Below are 15,692 nucleotides of genomic sequence, written 5' to 3'. Positions count from 1 at the left end.
CACCACCACCCGTTGAGTCTGTCGAGTCCCGCGAGACTCCACATATGGAAACGGACTCATCTTGTTCCGCTTCATCAACGGGTCGTGCGACGACTCGCCTCGCCGCAGGGCGCTTGACGGACTCCCGGTTTGCCGCCCTTTTGGGGTTCGTAAACGGGGAGCTGGTGTTGATGGGGGTCATGGAAAAGGTCGCGCGCGGGCGCCGTGCGACGGCGACGGAAACGCCCATCGTGCTGCCGCTCGACCAGATCCTGCGCGGCGATTGCATCGCGCAGATGCGGGCGCTGCCCGCGAAGTCGGTCGACATGATCTTCGCCGACCCGCCCTACAATCTCCAGCTCGGCGGCGAGCTGTTCCGGCCCGACGGAAGCCATGTCGACGCCGTCACCGACGACTGGGACAAGTTCGATACGTTCGCGCACTACGACGCGTTCACCCGCGCCTGGCTGGCGGAGGCGCACCGCATCCTGAAGGACGACGGCACGATCTGGGTGATCGGCAGCTACCACAACATCTTCCGCGTCGGCGCAGCGGTGCAGGATCTGGGTTACTGGATCCTCAACGACATCGTTTGGCGCAAGGCCAATCCGATGCCGAACTTCCGCGGCACGCGCTTCACGAACGCGCATGAGACGCTGATCTGGGCGTCCAAGGGCGAAAAGGCGAAATACACCTTCAACTATCGCAGCATGAAGACGCTGAACGACGAGCTCCAGATGCGTTCGGACTGGGAGTTCCCGATCTGCGGCGGTGCGGAGCGGTTGAAGAAGGGCGGGGTGAAGGTGCACCCGACCCAGAAGCCGGAGGCGCTGATCTACCGCATCCTGCTGGCCTGCACGAAGCCGGGCGACGTGGTGCTCGATCCGTTCTTCGGCACCGGCACCACCGGGGCGGTCGCCAAGCGGCTCGGTCGCCGCTGGATCGGCATCGAGCGCGAGGGCGATTACATCGAGGCGGCGCAGGAGCGCATCGCCGCCGCGCTGCCGCTCGACGAATCGGCGCTCGCGACGATGCAGAGCCCCAAGTCGCAGCCGAAGGTGGCGTTCGGGGTGCTGGTCGAAAACGGCTATCTGGCGCCCGGTACGATGCTGGTCGACACCAAGCGCCGCTGGCAGGCGACGGTGCGCGCCGACGGCTCCGTCGCGAGCCCGTGCGGCGCGAACGGATCGATCCACAAGGTCGGCTCGACGGTGCAGGGCGCACCGGCGTGCAACGGCTGGACCTTCTGGCATTACGAGGCGAACGGCGCCCTGCAACCGATCGACTCCCTGCGCCAGACCTACCTGCTGGCAACGCAGCCCTGACATCAGGCCGTTCCCTTTCAAGGGAGGGGCTGGGGTGGCTGAAGCCCTGGTGATAGGGTCGATCGCAAGCGAACGACCACCGTTTCGCGAGCACGCGATCCACCCCCTCCCGCAGAGGGAGAGGAGGAGAGAGAATGCACCTCCGTCCGACGCATTTCATCGACGCGCCTTTCGCCTACCCTGACGGCGAGGTCGTGCGGCTGGCGGGCGGGCTGCAATGGTTCGCCGCCTATGAGGTCATCGCGGCCGGCAACCGCCGCATCGTACCCCTCAGCGACATCGCGCGGCTGGGGGAGCGCGCCGCGACGCTCCACGCGCGCATCATCGCTCCGCGCGCGCCGTGGGTGCTCGGCGCGCGCACGCTGCGCTTCGACCAGCCGCACGTCGCCGGCATCCTCAACGTCACGCCCGACAGCTTCTCGGATGGCGGTGCACATGTCGACGATCCCGCTGGCGCGGCTGCCGCCGGGATGGCGATGGCCGCTGCCGGCGCGGCGGTGATCGACATCGGCGGCGAATCGACCCGTCCCGGCGCGACGCTGGTGTGGGAAGAGGACGAGGCGCGGCGGGTGGCGCCGGTCGTCGAACGCCTCGCCCGTGCTGGCGCGCTCGTCTCGGTCGACACGCGCAAGGCCGCGGTCATGGAGGCGGGGCTTGCCGCCGGCGCGGGCATCGTCAACGATGTGTCGGCGCTGCTGTGGGACGATCGCGCCATGGAGATCGTCGCGCGCGCAGGCGCACCGGTCGTGCTCATGCACTCGCCCGATCCGAAGGCCGGCGGACACGGGCGCCCCGCCTACCGCGATGTCGTCACCGAGGTTTTCGACTGGCTGGAAGCGCGCATCGATGCGGTGGTCGCCGCCGGGGTCGACCGCGCGCGCATCATGGTCGATCCCGGCATCGGCTTCGGCAAGTCGCTGTCCGACAATCTCGCGCTGCTGAACGGATTGCCGATCTTTCACGGTCTAGGATGTCCGATCATGCTCGGGGTCAGCCGCAAGCGGATGATCGGCGCGCTCGACAACGAGGCGCCGGTTGCGGAACGGCTCGGCGGCTCGATCGCGCTGGCCGTCGCAGGGGCGCAGGCGGGGGTGCAGTCGCTGCGCGTCCACGACGTCGCCGCTACCATGCAGGCGCTGCGCGTGTGGCGAGGATTGCGCGATCGCGCGCTGGCCGGTACGTCGTGACGGCAATGAAATGAAACGGGCACCCATCCGCATGATGTGCGTTAGCCGGGCATGATCGTCACTGCCGTACCCCGCCTTACCCAGGTTGTTCGCGAAGTCTGGAAGCCGCTCACGATCCTGTTCGTCTGGGATGTGATCGTTACCGTCACTTACTACGTGCTGCCGTTCCACGCGCCCGAACTGCCGCTGACGCTGTTCGGCTCCGCGCTGGCGCTGTTCCTCGGTTTCCGCAGCAACTCCGCCTATCAGCGCTGGTGGGAGGGCCGCTCGCTGTGGGGGCTGATGATCAACGCCAGCCGGAACCTGGCGCGCGCCGCGCGCAACTTCCTGCCCGATCCCGAAGCGCACGACATGAAGCGGACGATCGTGCTGCGGCAGATCGCCTATGTGAATGCGCTGCGCTGCCAGTTGCGCAAGCAGAAGGTCGACGACGTCGTGCTCCGCTTCCTGTCGAAGGGCGAGGCCGATTTCGCGCTGTCGCGCACCAACACCGCCAACGGCATCGTCGATGGCACCGGTCGCCGTATCGACCTGTGTCGCCGCAACGGCTGGATCGACACCATCCAGCAGACGTCGATGGAAAGCGTGCTGATCGACATCGCCAATGCGCAGGGCGGGATGGAGCGGTTGAAGAACACGCCGCTGCCGAACCAGTACCGATTTTTTCCAACGATCTTTACGCACCTGTTCTGCATCCTGCTGCCGATCGGGCTGGTCGAGACGCTGGGTTTCGCGACGCCGCTCGGCTCCACGGTGGCGGGGCTCATGTTCCTGGCGGTGCTGGCGATCGGCGACGATCTGGTCGATCCGTTCGCCAACACCGTCCACGATCTGCCGCTGAACGCGATGTGCCGCACGATCGAGATCGACCTGCTTCAGTCGATCGGCGACGAGGCGCCCGAGCCGCTGGTGGCGGACAAAACAGGCGTATTGTGGTGAGCGGCGGTTCGTCGATGCGCGCCTGACGGGTGCGGGGCGAGGCGCTAGAGCGTGTATCCGCCGTCACTGACCAGTACCGCGCCGGTCATCAGCGCGGCGGCATCCGACAGCAGGAACGCCACCTGTGCCGCGATCTCCTCCGGCCTGGCATAGCGCCCCAGCGGTGTCGCCATCGCCGCCAGTTCCGCGAACGCCGCGTCGCGTCCGATCGCAGCGGCGCGGTCCGCAAACATCGGTACGGCATCCCACACCGGCGTCTCGACCCCGGCCGGCGCGATCGCGTTGACGCGCAGCCGCTGCGCAGCACCCTCCCTGGCCGCCACCTTCACCAGCTGGACCAGTCCGGCCTTCGATGCGCCATAGGCGGCGACCCCGGGCTCCGCCTTGATCCCGGCTGCGGACGCCACCGCCACGATCGTACCGGCGCGGCCTGCCATGGCGCGCATCGCCGCCCGCATCGTCAGGAACGCGCCGTCGAGGTTGACCGACAGGATTCGCCGCCACTCGGCCAGCGGCAAGGCGGCGATCGCGCCTGCACCCGCGACCCCGGCGTTGATCACCGCGCCGTCGATCCCGGCCAGCACCGCGGCGGCTTCGTCCCACAATGCCTCGTCCGCGACATCGCCCGGTAGAAGATCGAGCGTACAGCCAAGGTCGACACGCGCCAGCGCCGCCGCATCACGATCGACCAGCACCAGTCGCGCCGCGCCGCGCTCGGCAAGCAGGCGGGCGACCGCGAGACCGATGCCGGACGCAGCCCCGGTGACCAGAAAGGCGCGCTGTGCGAACGGCGGTGTCGTCATGCCGCGCAGGATGGCGGGCTCAGGCGGCGGTGTCGATGCCCAGCTCGCTCAGCTTGCGGTAGAGCGTCGAGCGCCCGATCCCCAGCCGTCGCGCGACCTCGGTCATCCGTCCACGATAATGCGCGATCGCCAGCCGGATGATGTCGGCCTCGATCTCCTCCAATGCGCGCAAATGCCCGTCCGCCCCGAACAGCGCGACCCCCGTCGCGCCGTCCCGCGGGCGCGGCGCCGGGCGATTCCCGAGCGCGGCGATCTGCGGGAAGTCGGCGCGCGTCAGCGTGTCGCCCTCGCAGAGCACCGCGGCGCGGAACAGCGCGTTCTGCAACTGGCGGACGTTGCCCGGCCATTCGTAGAGCATCAGCAGCGTCAGCGCGTCGTCGGTGATGTTCAGCTGGCGCAGGCCGGGTTGCCCGGCGATTCGCTCCAGCAGGTGCCGCGCCAGCGCCGGGATGTCGCTGGCGCGTTCGCGCAGCGGCGGGATCGGCACCGTCACCGCGTTCAGCCGGAAATACAGGTCCTCGCGGAAGCGTCCGGCGGCGACCTCGTCGCTCAGCCGCTTGTTGGTGGCCGCGATCACGCGCACGTCCACCGCTTGCGCATGGCGCGCGCCCAGCGGCAGCACCTCGCCGCTGTGCAGCGTGCGCATCAGCATCGCCTGCGCGTCCAGCGGCAGGCAATCGACCTCATCGAGGAACAGCGTGCCGCCATGCGCCGCGACGAATCGTCCCTGCCGCCGCTCGAACGCACCCGCGAACGCGCCGGGTTCGTGCCCGAACAGCTCGCTGGCGATCGTGTTGCCCGCCACCGCGGCGCAATTCACCGTCACCCGCTCGAAGTCGGCGCGCGGCGAGGCGGCGTGGATCGCCTCCGCCACCACTTCCTTGCCGACCCCGCTTTCGCCTTCGATCAGCACCGCAACCCGGGCACGCGCCGCCTTGGCCGCGATCGCCATCGCCGCGCGGAATTCCGGCGCGGTGCCGACGATCTCGTCGAACACCAGCATCGCCGGGATTTTTTCGGTCAGCGGACGCAGCTCGCCGCTGGTCGTCGCGCCGACGGCGGCCTCCAGCGCGTGGAGCAACCGTTCCGGCGCCAGCGGCTTGCTGAGATAATCGGTCGCGCCCGACCGCATCGCCGCCACCGCGCTCGCGACCGAGGCATGCGCGGTCAGCAGCAGGATCGGCAGTTGCGGGCGATACGCGCGCAGCTCGGCGATCGTCGGCGCGGGCTCGACGTCCTCGGCACCGTGATCCAGCAGGATCGCGTCCAGCTGCATCCCGTCCTCGGTCGCCAGCGTCGTCAGGGCCGCGGCCACGTCATCGGCGGTGATCGTGCGCCATCCCCCACGCGCCGCGATCGTCGCGACGGTGCGGCGTTGCGCCGCATCAGCGTCGATCAGCATCAGCAGACGTTGTCCGTTGCGCGTCATGTTCAGGCCCGGCCCCATGTTTCGTCCGATGCTGGCCTAGCGCCCCGGAGTAAAGGGCGACTTAAATCCGACCGTCGCGACGCGTGCGGCCGTATTGCCTGTTCGGGGCGGCTTATCTACGGTCATGTCGAACCGATAAACGGGATAGAGGATCACCATGGCCGAACCTGCCGATCTGAAGGCACATGAGTCCACGTATACGAGCATGATCGGAATGCTCAAATACGGCGCGGTCGCATGTTTCCTGCTCGCCTTTCTCGTCATCTGGCTGATCTCGTAGCCGCGCGGTGAAGATCGCGGTCGCGCGGGAGCAGGCTCCCGGAGAGCGCCGGGTAGCGGCAACGCCGGAAACGGTGAAGAAATTCGCCGCACTGGGCGCGACGCTGGCGGTGGAGGCGGGAGCCGGTGCCGCCGCCTCCTGTGCGGATGCCGATTACGCCGCCGCGGGCGCGACCGTCGGCGATCGTGCCGCGACGCTGGCCGGTGCCGATATCGTGCTGGGCGTGCAGGGGCCGGACCCGGCGTCGCTCGCCGGGGTCGCGCCGGGGGCATGGGTGGTTGCGGGGCTCAATCCGTTCGGTGAGCGCGCGCGTGTCGATGGCTATGCCGCCGCCGGGCTGGAGGCGCTGGCCATGGAGTTCATGCCGCGCATCACGCGCGCGCAGTCGATGGACATCCTGTCGTCGCAGTCGAATCTGGCCGGCTACAAGGCGGTTCTCGACGCCGCTGCCGAATATGGCCGCGCTTTCCCGATGATGATGACCGCGGCAGGCACGATCAGCGCCGCGCGCGTGTTCGTGATGGGCGTCGGAGTCGCCGGGCTGCAGGCGATCGCCACCGCTCGGCGGCTGGGCGCGCAGGTCTCGGCCACCGATGTGCGCTCCGCCACGAAGGAACAGATCCAGTCGCTCGGCGCCAAGCCGATCTTCGTCGAGAACGTCGCCGGGATCGAGGGCGAGGGCGCGGGCGGCTATGCCGGCGAGATGTCGCCCGAATATCAGGCGGCGCAGGCCGAACTGGTGTCGGCGCACATCGCCAGGCAGGATATCGTCATCACCACCGCGTTGATCCCCGGCCGCGCCGCACCGCGGCTGGTCAGCGACGCGCAATTGGCGTCGATGCGCCCCGGCTCCGTCGTGATCGACCTCGCGGTGGAGCAGGGCGGCAACGTCGAGGGTGCGGTCGCGGGCGAGATCGTCGATCGGCACGGCGTCAAGATCGTCGGCCACCGCAACGTTGCCGGCCGGCTTCCGGCCGACGCCTCGGCGCTGTTCGCGCGCAACCTCTACAATTTCCTCTCGACCTTCTGGGACAAGGAACAGGGGCGCCCGGTGCTCGACGACGAGATCGGCGATGCGGTCCGGCTGACGCGCGGCGGTCAGGTCGTCAACCCGCGGTTGCTGGCGTGACGTGGCGGGCGGCGGTCGCGGCGCTGGGGCTGCTGTTCGCCGCGCCGCTGGCGGCGGAATCGCCCGCCAAGGCGGACCGCAAGGCGTTCTACGATCTCGTCGACCGCTACCAGATGTTCGTCGTGCCGCATTGCATGCCCGAACTGGTCGACGCCTATCGGACGCAGAATGCCGAGCGCGATGCCGCGTTCGTCCGCTCGCTGCAGGGGACGAAGCTCGCCGGCGTCTATGCCGATGCGGTGGCGGACCGTATGAAGCACGATCGCAAGACCACCTACGATTGCGCGCGCCCGCCGTTGCCGCCGCCGCCGCCCGGCGCAGTGAAGACGGCCGCGCAGCGCCGCCGCGTCGCGCGTGCGGAGGCGCGCCGCGTTGCCGACGAGCAGATGCGCGATCGTACCGAGCTTTTCACCGAGGGCGACCGTATCTTCGCGGAGATGGCCGCGATTCGCGATCGTACGCTCGTGGCACCGCGCGACTGATCCGAGAGGGGGCGGGCATGGGATTGTTTGCGAGCCACGAGGTCGAACCCGCGGAGATCCGCGAGAGGTTCGGCCATGCGTTGATCGATGGCGAGGAAGTGCTCGCCGCCTTTCGCTCGCTGCGGGACACCGCCTTTCTCACCAACTATCGCTTCGTGCTGGTCGATGTGCAGGGGCTGACCGGATCGAAGGTATCGTTCGAGAGCGTGCCTTACCGCTCGATCACGCGCTTCGCGGTCGAGAGTGCGGGCACCTTCGATGTCGACTCGGAGTTGCGTATCTGGGTGTCGAGCGCGCTGGGGCCGCTGACGCTGAAGGTCAGCCGCAACGCCGACCCGGCCGCGATCCATCGTCTGCTGGCTGGGCTGGTGCTGGGCCAGCGCTGAGGAAATAGGGGGCTTTCATGGACTTCATCGCGATCCTGTCGATCTTCGTCATGGCCTGTTTCGTGGGCTATTACGTCGTCTGGTCGGTTACGCCCGCGCTGCACACGCCGTTGATGGCGGTGACCAACGCGATCTCCAGCGTCATCATCGTCGGTGCGCTGATCGCCAGCGCGGCGCCAAGTGTCGGGATGGCGGGCAGCCTGGCCGGCAAGTGGCTGGGATTGCTGGCGGTGGTGCTGGCCAGCATCAACATCTTCGGCGGCTTCGCGGTCACGCACCGGATGCTGGCGATGTACAAGAAGAAGGAACGCCCGGCGGCGAAGCATTGACGCTGCCGTACGCCGGCGGCGGCCCATGTCGGCGTAGTCGAAGAACGAGGCCGGACACAGCGGCGTCGCCCAAGTATCGAACGAACGAAGCACGAAACAAAGACAGGCCCCTGCCGGCGCAGGGGCGACCCCGGGGGAGCAGAGCCTAGTGCAACACGTCGCCGTCAATCCATGGGTCGCCTTCGCGTACCTCGTCGCAGGCGTGTGCTTCATCCTCGCGCTGCGCGGCCTGTCCAGCCCGACCACCAGCCAGCGCGGCAATCGCTTCGGCATGATCGGCATGGCGATTGCGGTGGTCACCACGCTGGTCACGCACGTGCCGACGACGACAGTGCTGGTCGAGGGCGCTGACTTCACCGCCTTGCTTTCCACCGTCGACACGCTGGCGGTGTTCGAGATCGTCGCCGCGATCGCGCTGGGCGCCGCGATCGGCATCACCACCGCGCGCCGTATCGCGATGACCGCGATGCCGCAGCTTGTCGCCGCCTTCCACAGCCTCGTCGGGCTCGCCGCAGTGCTGGTCGCTGCCGCCGCCTTCCTCAATCCCGTCGCCTTCGGTATCGCGGTGCCGGTGCTCACCCCCGATGGCGCGCTCGCGCTCATCAACCCGGTCAGTCGCATCGAGATGGGGCTTGGCGTCGCGATCGGCGCGATCACTTTCTCGGGAAGCGTCATCGCCTTCCTGAAGCTCAACGGCAACATGGGCGGTACGCCGATCCTGCTGCCAGCGCGGCACGTCATCAACCTTGCGGTGCTCGCCGCGATCGTCGCGCTGGTCGGCTATTTCACGGTCGACCAGAGCCCGTGGGTGTTCTGGACGATCACGATCCTGTCGTTCGCGATCGGCTTTCTGCTGATCGTCCCGATCGGCGGCGCGGACATGCCGGTCGTGGTATCGATGCTCAACAGCTATTCGGGGTGGGCCGCCGCCGCGATGGGCTTCACGCTCCACAACAGCGCCATGATCATCACCGGCGCGCTGGTCGGGTCGTCGGGCGCGATCCTCAGCTACATCATGTGCCGCGCGATGAACCGCAGCTTCCTCAGCGTGATTGCCGGCGGCTTCGGGGCGGAAGCGTCGGCGGGCGGCGGAGGTGCAACCAAAACGGACCGACCGTGGAAGCGCGGTTCGGCCGAGGATGCCGCCTTCCTGATGAGCCAGGCCGAGCAGGTCATCATCGTTCCCGGCTATGGCATGGCGGTGGCGCAGGCGCAGCACGTGTTGCGCGAGATGGCGGACAAATTGAAGGCCGAGGGGGTGCGCGTGAAATACGCCATCCACCCGGTCGCCGGTCGGATGCCGGGGCATATGAACGTGTTGCTGGCCGAGGCGAACGTTCCCTACGACGAGGTGTTCGAGCTCGAGGACATCAATTCCGAGTTCGCGCAGACCGACGTCGCGTTCGTGATCGGCGCGAACGACGTCACCAATCCGGCGGCGAAAACCGACAAGACGTCGCCGATCTACGGGATGCCCGTGCTCGACGTCGAAAAGGCCAAAACGGTGCTGTTCGTGAAGCGCTCGATGGGCGGGGTCGGCTATGCCGGCGTCGACAACGACGTTTTCTATAGGGACAATACCATGATGCTCCTCGCCGACGCCAAGAAGATGGTGGAAGATATCGTCAAGGCGCTCGACTGAGCCATGGCGAGCATGTTCGGGTTCGCAGGCGCCCGCACGACGCCGTTCGTGCTGGCGACGGTCGATGCGCTCGGCGGCGCCGCCGCGCAGGAGGCGATCGCGTTGATCGGCGGGCAGGTGACGACGCATGTCGCTCTGGAGGAAGCTGCCGACGCGTTCGCGGCGCTACCCGCGCCCGCGCCCGCGCCGGTCGTCGTGCTCGATCTGGAGGGTGCCAACGACGAACTGGCGCACGCCGTGGTCGGCAGCGTCGCCGCACTGGCGCAGGCACGGGCGTGGCGCAGCATCGTCGCGATGAGCGTCGCGCAGATCGACCTGGTCGTCGCCGCGCTTGGTGACACGATCGATGGCGTGCAACTGCTCTGCGCGCCCGATCAGGCGGAGTGGATCGGCGCGCTTGCGGTCGCTTCTGCCCGCGGCGGTGATGCGGTGCGCGCCGGCGACGAGGACCGCGAACGTTTCGCGCGCCTCAATGCCGAGATCGCGCGCATCGCCGAGATGCTCGCCCAACTTGGCGAGCGCGATGGCGGCGGGCGTGCCGAGGAACGCCGCATGACCTTCGCGGCGCCGCCCCCGGAGGCGAACGTCACCGCCGGCACCGTCCGCGACGTGCTGCGCGCGCGGCGTCTGCGTGATCGCTTTTTCGGATCGGGGCTGTTCGAGGACCCGGCCTGGGATATGCTGCTCGACCTGTTCGCCGCGCGGCTTGAAGGCGGGCGCGTCTCCGTGTCCAGCCTGTGCATCGCCGCGGCCGTCGCGCCGACCACCGCGCTGCGCTGGATCGGCAAGCTCACCGCCGCGCGCCTGCTCGATCGCGCGCCCGACCCGGACGACCGCCGCCGCGCCTTCGTCGGGCTGACCGACGACGCCGCCGGCGCGATGCACCGCTACGTCGCGGCCTTGGTCGAGGCGCGACTGCCGCTGGTCTAGCCCGAATCGACAGTCGCCGGCCTCTCGTCGTCGCGGCGCGAAGCTGTGGCGACGGGATGATCGGCCATCGCGAAAATGGGATCTGCCGTCCTTCGTAGCCCGGACGTCGACCGAACAGGGGAAGGATGGTGGGCGCTGACGGGTTCGAACCGCCGACCTACTCGGTGTAAACGAGCCGCTCTACCAGCTGAGCTAAGCGCCCGCGGCCGGGACGTGCCCGAAACCGACGTCCCGTTCCTCTACACGCGCACGCCGTCCGATCAAGAGGGCGATGCACGCGATCGTGTCGACTTCGTTCACCCGGTGGCGCCGCGCGACGGCAACGCGGTGCGCCAGGCGGAAGGGTCAGGCGACCGGGGGCGCCTCGTCCTCGTACTTGATGCCGAGATACCGTCGCTTCGTCTCCAGCGCGTCGAGATCGCCCTGCGCCAGCCGGGCACTGATCTCGCCCAGCTCGCGCTCGATCACGCCCAGCCCCTCGACCAGTTGCTGGTCGGGGGTCATCCCGTTGCGCGCCTTCGTCCGCATCGGCGGCGGAACGCGGGCGTAATCGTCGACGAACGCCGGCAGCTGCTCGCCGACCAGCCGCCGCAACTCGCCGGCCAGCGGGCTGTCGTCATCGAGCGCCGCGATCTGCACGCCCAGCGTGTAGAGCCGCGTGTCGAGCTGGTTCAGCACGCCGAGCGCGGGCGCGGGCAATTCCGGTCGGCGCGCATCAAGCCACCGCGCCGCCTGCGCCGGCAGCGCCTTCAGCTCCGATTTCGCGATCCGCTCCGGCGTCGGCACCGGAGTCGCGGGCGCGAACAGCACCAGCATCGTCAGCGCCAGGATCAGCGCCGCCACCGCCACCATCCCGAACGCACCCAGGCCCATCAGCATCGCGACCGCGAGGATCAGCCCCGACCCCGCGACCACCGCCACCGTGCGCGCCTTGCGCCCGCCGCGCCCGCGCCGCGACCGGCGCTGCAGCGGGAGCACATCGCCGCCGCGCCGCCGCTCCTGCGCGATCCGGGCGACGGCGATCGCGTCGTCGACGTCGCTCGACATGATCAGAGCGACTCCAGCTTGAACTGCTCGGCCCCGCCCGCGACCCGGTTCTGCGTCGCGCCCTCCGCCCGCGCGATATAGCCGCGCGACTTTTCCACTTCGTTGCCCAGCGTGTCGACGGTGACCTTCATCGTGTCGAGCGCCTTCAGCTTGAACGTGTCGATCGCGTCCATCGTGTCGTAGATGTTCTGGAACGCACGTTGCAGCGTCTCCAGCGGGATGGTCGACGCCGCCGCCTGCTCGTGGATGCGCGCGGTGTTCTGGCGCAACAGGTTGCCGGTCGAATCGATCAGCCCGGCGGTGGTCGCGTTCAGCTGCGTGATCTGCTCCAGCACCAGTTTCTGGTTGGTCAGCGCCTGCGCCACCGTCACGGCGGTGCGCAGCGCGGCGACCGTGGTGGTGCTCGCGCGGTCGACGCCCTTGATCAACTCGACGTTGTTCTTCTTGACCAGGTCCAGCGCCAGATAGCCCTGCACCGTCACCGCCATCTGCGTCAGCAGGTCCTGCGTGCGCTGCCGGGCGTAGAACAGCGCCGTCTCGCGGATCGCCTTCGCCTTGGCCGGGTCGCTGTGGTCGAGCTCGTTGGCCTTGTCCTCCAGCCGCGAATCCATCGTCCGCGACAAATGGATCATCTGTTCCAGCCGCCCCATCGCGGTCCACAGGTTCGCGCGCTCGGTATCGATCGCGGCATTGTCCATCAGCAGCTCGTCCTTGCCGCTGCCCAGGCTCTTCAGAATCGAGGCGATGTGCGTCTGCGCGGATTTGTAGCCGTCGAAATAATTGCGCACCTTGTTACCGAACGGGATCACGCCGAACAGCTTCTGCGGTGTGGTCAGCTTGCCGCGCTTGCCCGGATCCAGATCCTCGACGACGCGGCGCAATTCGGCCAGATCCTTGCCGACGCCGGCCTCCTGGTCCATCGCGCGTACCGGGCGGTCGAGGAAGCGGTTGGACTGGCCCGCCGCATCGCGGATTTCCTTCTGCCCCATGGCGGTGATCGCATCGACGCGCTTGCCGAACTCGGGCGAGTTGACGTCCTCGGCGATCAATTGCTCGACGAACGCGTCGACGCGCCGCTCCAGCTCGCTGCGCTTGCCGTCGTCGACGGGCACCAGCCCGGCAGCCTTTTCGGCGCGCACCTGCGGCACGGGATCGGGCGGGGTCAGGACCAGCGTCGGCTCGGTCGCGTCGTTCGGAGCGGTCGCCATCGTCACGTCATCCTTATCCTGCGCACCGCATTGTCCCGCGATGCGCCAGCACTTTCAACTGTATTGTTGATATAACACGGCGCGCTGACGAACAAGGGGTGCGACCTGCCGCTTTCTTGATCTGCTTCATGGCCGAGGGCCGCAGCTTCTGCAGCGATTCGTGCGTCGGGCATCACGCCGGCGGCGACGGGTGCGGACATGCCGGCTGTGCCTGCCACGGCTGATCACGCGCCACCAACGTGTTGACGAGGACGGGGACGAGGACGGCCCGGTCGCTCTTGTGAGTGGCTGGCCCGTTCGCGTCGGGCGAAGGCTGGCGCTCGCCGGAACTTTCAGCTATGCGCCCCGGCGAAACTGCCTGCGTATCAGCGGGCCACCCTCAGGAACCCGTATGAACCTGCGCAACATCGCCATCATCGCGCACGTCGATCATGGCAAGACCACCCTCGTCGATCAATTGTTCCGTCAGTCCGGCACGTTCCGCGACAACCAGCGCGTCGAGGAGCGCGCGATGGACTCGAATGATCTCGAAAAGGAGCGCGGGATCACCATCCTCGCCAAGCCGACGTCGATCGAATGGGAAGGCACGCGCATCAACATCGTCGATACGCCGGGCCACGCCGATTTCGGTGGCGAGGTGGAGCGCATCCTGTCGATGGTCGACGGCGTGATCCTGCTGGTCGATGCGGCCGAAGGCGCGATGCCGCAGACCAAGTTCGTGACCGGCAAGGCGCTGGCGCTGGGCCTGCGCCCGATCGTCGTCGTCAACAAGGTCGATCGTTCGGACGCGCGCATCCAGGAAGTGCTGGACGAGGTGTTCGACCTGTTCGTCACGCTGGAGGCCAGCGACGAGCAGCTCGACTTCCCCGTGCTCTACGCCTCGGGTCGCAACGGTTATGCGTCGGAGGACATGGATCGCCGCGAGGGCACGCTGACCCCGATGTTCCAGAAGATCGTCGATCACGTCCCGCCGCCGAACCTCGACGAGGATGCGCCGTTCAGCTTCCTGGTGACGCTGCTCGACCGTGACAATTTCCTCGGCCGTATTCTCACCGGCCGCGTCCAGTCCGGCGTAGTGAAGGTGAACCAGCCGATCCATGCGCTGGATGACGACAGCAATGTGATCGAGACCGGACGCGCGTCGAAGCTGATGAGCTTCCGTGGGCTGGAGCGTGTGCCCGTCGAGGAAGCACGCGCGGGCGACATCATCTCGCTCGCCGGCCTTGCGGTCGCGACGGTGGCGCACACGATCTGCGACACCACCGTGACGCAGGCGATCCATGCGCAGCCGATCGATCCGCCGACGCTGTCGATGCGTTTTGCCGTCAACGACTCGCCGATGGCGGGGCGTGAGGGCAGCAAGGTGACGAGCCGCATGATCCGCGATCGCCTGCTGCGTGAAGCGGAGACCAATGTCGCGATCAAGGTGACCGAGGCCGCCGACCGCGACAGCTTCGAGGTCGCAGGCCGCGGCGAGCTTCAGCTCGGCGTGCTGATCGAGACGATGCGCCGCGAAGGCTTCGAGCTGGGCATCAGCCGCCCGCGCGTGCTGTTCGCCGAGGATGAGAACGGCAAGAAGACCGAGCCGTACGAAACCGTCATCATCGACGTCGATGAGGAGCATTCCGGCACGGTCGTCGAGAAGATGAACCTGCGCAAGGCGGAGATGACCGACATGCGCCCGTCGACCGGCGGCAAGACCCGCATCACGTTCTCCGCGCCCAGCCGCGGCATGATCGGCTACCACGGCGAGTTCCTGTCGGACACGCGCGGCACCGGCATCATGAACCGGCTGTTCGAGAAGTACGGTCCGCACAAGGGCACCATCGAGGGCCGCAAGAACGGCGTGCTGATCTCGAATGGCGCGGGTGAGGCGCAATCCTACGCGCTCGGCCCGCTCGAGGATCGCGGCATCCTGTTCGTCGGCCACGGCGAGGCGCTGTACGAGGGCATGATCATCGGCGAGAACGCCAAGACGGATGACCTTGAGGTCAACCCGATGAAGGCGAAGCAGCTCACCAACTTCCGCGCCTCGGGCGGCAAGGACGATCAGGTCCGGCTGACCCCGCCGAAGAAGATGACGCTGGAGCAGGCGATCGCCTATATCGACGACGACGAGATGGTCGAAGTGACGCCGAAGTCGATCCGGCTGCGCAAGCGCCACCTCGACCCCAACGAGCGCAAGCGCGCCAGCCGCTCGAAGCAGGCGGCATAAGGCGAGGCGCAGGCGGGCGGCGCAAGCTGCCCGCAAGCTCCAGCCGCGCCCGGCCGGCGGCGCGAGAAGCGCCGGCCGACGACGCGGACTTGGCCCGCGGCGGGCCATGATGAAACGAAACGGCCGCCCAACCGGGCGGCCGTTCCCGTCTGGTCCTCTGCCGATCGCAAGGCGCGAGCGGTGGCGCCCGATCGCTACCCGCCCGGCGCTACCCGCCCGGCGCTACCCGCCCGGCGCTACCCGCCCGGCGCTACCCGCCCGGCGCTACCCGATCGCCGCCGACACGATCGCCGCCGACACGATCACCGTCACGGCGCGATCGTGCGCGGCATTTGGCGATGAAACGAGGATTTTCGGATCGTACGACGAGCGTCCGTGTCAT

General features: G+C 68.2%; 15 protein-coding genes and 1 tRNA gene. 11 read left to right on the top strand and 5 right to left on the bottom strand.

What is annotated here, in order from left to right:
• Positions 1 to 170 precede the first annotated feature (170 nt).
• The 3 genes from SPHPHY_RS0111535 (at position 171) to SPHPHY_RS0111525 (ending at position 3,430) form a co-directional block, all read left to right on the top strand.
• Positions 171 to 1,304 (top strand): site-specific DNA-methyltransferase, encoded by a 1,134-nt coding sequence (locus tag SPHPHY_RS0111535; protein WP_028056809.1) that lies wholly within the window; start codon positions 171 to 173, stop codon positions 1,302 to 1,304.
• A gap of 134 nt (positions 1,305 to 1,438) precedes the next feature.
• On the top strand, positions 1,439 to 2,491 hold the full coding sequence (gene folP, locus SPHPHY_RS0111530) for a dihydropteroate synthase (RefSeq protein ID WP_022686839.1): 1,053 nt from the start codon (positions 1,439 to 1,441) through the stop codon (positions 2,489 to 2,491).
• 51 nt (positions 2,492 to 2,542) lie between these two features.
• Positions 2,543 to 3,430, top strand: a complete 888-nt coding sequence (locus tag SPHPHY_RS0111525; RefSeq protein ID WP_022686838.1) for a bestrophin family protein — start codon at positions 2,543 to 2,545, stop codon at positions 3,428 to 3,430.
• 44 nt (positions 3,431 to 3,474) lie between these two features.
• On the opposite strand, the gene SPHPHY_RS0111520 is transcribed toward SPHPHY_RS0111525, so the two are convergent.
• Together SPHPHY_RS0111520 and SPHPHY_RS0111515 are read right to left on the bottom strand one after the other, a co-directional pair.
• Complete coding sequence (locus SPHPHY_RS0111520) at positions 3,475 to 4,233, bottom strand: SDR family NAD(P)-dependent oxidoreductase (RefSeq protein ID WP_022686837.1); 759 nt, start codon at positions 4,231 to 4,233, stop codon at positions 3,475 to 3,477.
• Positions 4,234 to 4,252: 19 nt separating this feature from the next.
• Positions 4,253 to 5,662: a sigma-54-dependent transcriptional regulator gene (locus tag SPHPHY_RS0111515; protein WP_028056808.1), complete on the bottom strand. Its 1,410-nt coding sequence runs from the start codon at positions 5,660 to 5,662 to the stop codon at positions 4,253 to 4,255.
• Positions 5,663 to 5,819: 157 nt separating this feature from the next.
• Here SPHPHY_RS0111515 and SPHPHY_RS21420 point away from each other — a divergent pair, with 157 nt between their 5' ends.
• The 7 genes from SPHPHY_RS21420 (at position 5,820) to SPHPHY_RS20020 (ending at position 10,840) form a co-directional block, all read left to right on the top strand.
• Complete coding sequence (locus SPHPHY_RS21420; protein ID WP_022686835.1) at positions 5,820 to 5,942, top strand: aa3-type cytochrome c oxidase subunit IV; 123 nt, start codon at positions 5,820 to 5,822, stop codon at positions 5,940 to 5,942.
• 7 nt (positions 5,943 to 5,949) lie between these two features.
• Positions 5,950 to 7,071, top strand: coding sequence for an NAD(P) transhydrogenase subunit alpha (locus SPHPHY_RS0111505; RefSeq protein ID WP_022686834.1), 1,122 nt, complete (start codon positions 5,950 to 5,952; stop codon positions 7,069 to 7,071).
• Entirely contained in the window at positions 7,068 to 7,553 is a 486-nt protein-coding gene (locus SPHPHY_RS0111500) for a hypothetical protein (RefSeq protein WP_022686833.1), read from the top strand. The genes SPHPHY_RS0111505 and SPHPHY_RS0111500 overlap by 4 nt, the downstream gene beginning before the upstream one ends.
• Positions 7,554 to 7,570: 17 nt before the next feature.
• The gene (locus SPHPHY_RS0111495; RefSeq protein WP_022686832.1) at positions 7,571 to 7,939 is read left to right on the top strand and encodes a PH domain-containing protein; all 369 of its coding nucleotides are present in this window, start codon (positions 7,571 to 7,573) and stop codon (positions 7,937 to 7,939) included.
• A gap of 17 nt (positions 7,940 to 7,956) precedes the next feature.
• A complete protein-coding gene (locus tag SPHPHY_RS0111490) occupies positions 7,957 to 8,268 on the top strand; it encodes an NAD(P) transhydrogenase subunit alpha (RefSeq protein WP_022686831.1) in 312 nt (103 codons plus the stop codon).
• A 148-nt stretch (positions 8,269 to 8,416) separates the two neighbouring features.
• Complete coding sequence (locus SPHPHY_RS0111485) at positions 8,417 to 9,910, top strand: NAD(P)(+) transhydrogenase (Re/Si-specific) subunit beta (RefSeq protein WP_028056807.1); 1,494 nt, start codon at positions 8,417 to 8,419, stop codon at positions 9,908 to 9,910.
• 3 nt (positions 9,911 to 9,913) lie between these two features.
• Positions 9,914 to 10,840 (top strand): winged helix DNA-binding protein, encoded by a 927-nt coding sequence (locus SPHPHY_RS20020; RefSeq protein ID WP_051148310.1) that lies wholly within the window; start codon positions 9,914 to 9,916, stop codon positions 10,838 to 10,840.
• Positions 10,841 to 10,966: 126 nt separating this feature from the next.
• On the opposite strand, the gene SPHPHY_RS0111475 is transcribed toward SPHPHY_RS20020, so the two are convergent.
• The 3 genes from SPHPHY_RS0111475 to SPHPHY_RS0111465 form a co-directional block, all read right to left on the bottom strand.
• Positions 10,967 to 11,042 (bottom strand) — tRNA-Val (locus SPHPHY_RS0111475).
• Positions 11,043 to 11,185: 143 nt separating this feature from the next.
• Positions 11,186 to 11,887 (bottom strand): hypothetical protein, encoded by a 702-nt coding sequence (locus SPHPHY_RS0111470; RefSeq protein WP_022686830.1) that lies wholly within the window; start codon positions 11,885 to 11,887, stop codon positions 11,186 to 11,188.
• A gap of 2 nt (positions 11,888 to 11,889) precedes the next feature.
• Entirely contained in the window at positions 11,890 to 13,095 is a 1,206-nt protein-coding gene (locus tag SPHPHY_RS0111465; protein ID WP_028056806.1) for a toxic anion resistance protein, read from the bottom strand.
• 391 nt (positions 13,096 to 13,486) lie between these two features.
• On the opposite strand from SPHPHY_RS0111465, the gene typA reads away from it, so the two are divergent.
• Positions 13,487 to 15,310 carry a translational GTPase TypA gene (gene typA, locus SPHPHY_RS0111460; RefSeq protein ID WP_022686828.1) on the top strand — a complete coding sequence of 608 codons (1,824 nt, stop codon included), beginning with the start codon at positions 13,487 to 13,489 and terminating at the stop codon, positions 15,308 to 15,310.
• Positions 15,311 to 15,692 lie beyond the last annotated feature (382 nt).

The sequence above is a fragment of the Sphingomonas phyllosphaerae 5.2 genome, from assembly GCF_000419605.1.
Lineage (GTDB): Bacteria > Pseudomonadota > Alphaproteobacteria > Sphingomonadales > Sphingomonadaceae > Sphingomonas > Sphingomonas phyllosphaerae_B.
Note: the sequence above shows the minus strand (reverse complement) of the source record. Positions and strands in the feature narration are given on the sequence as shown.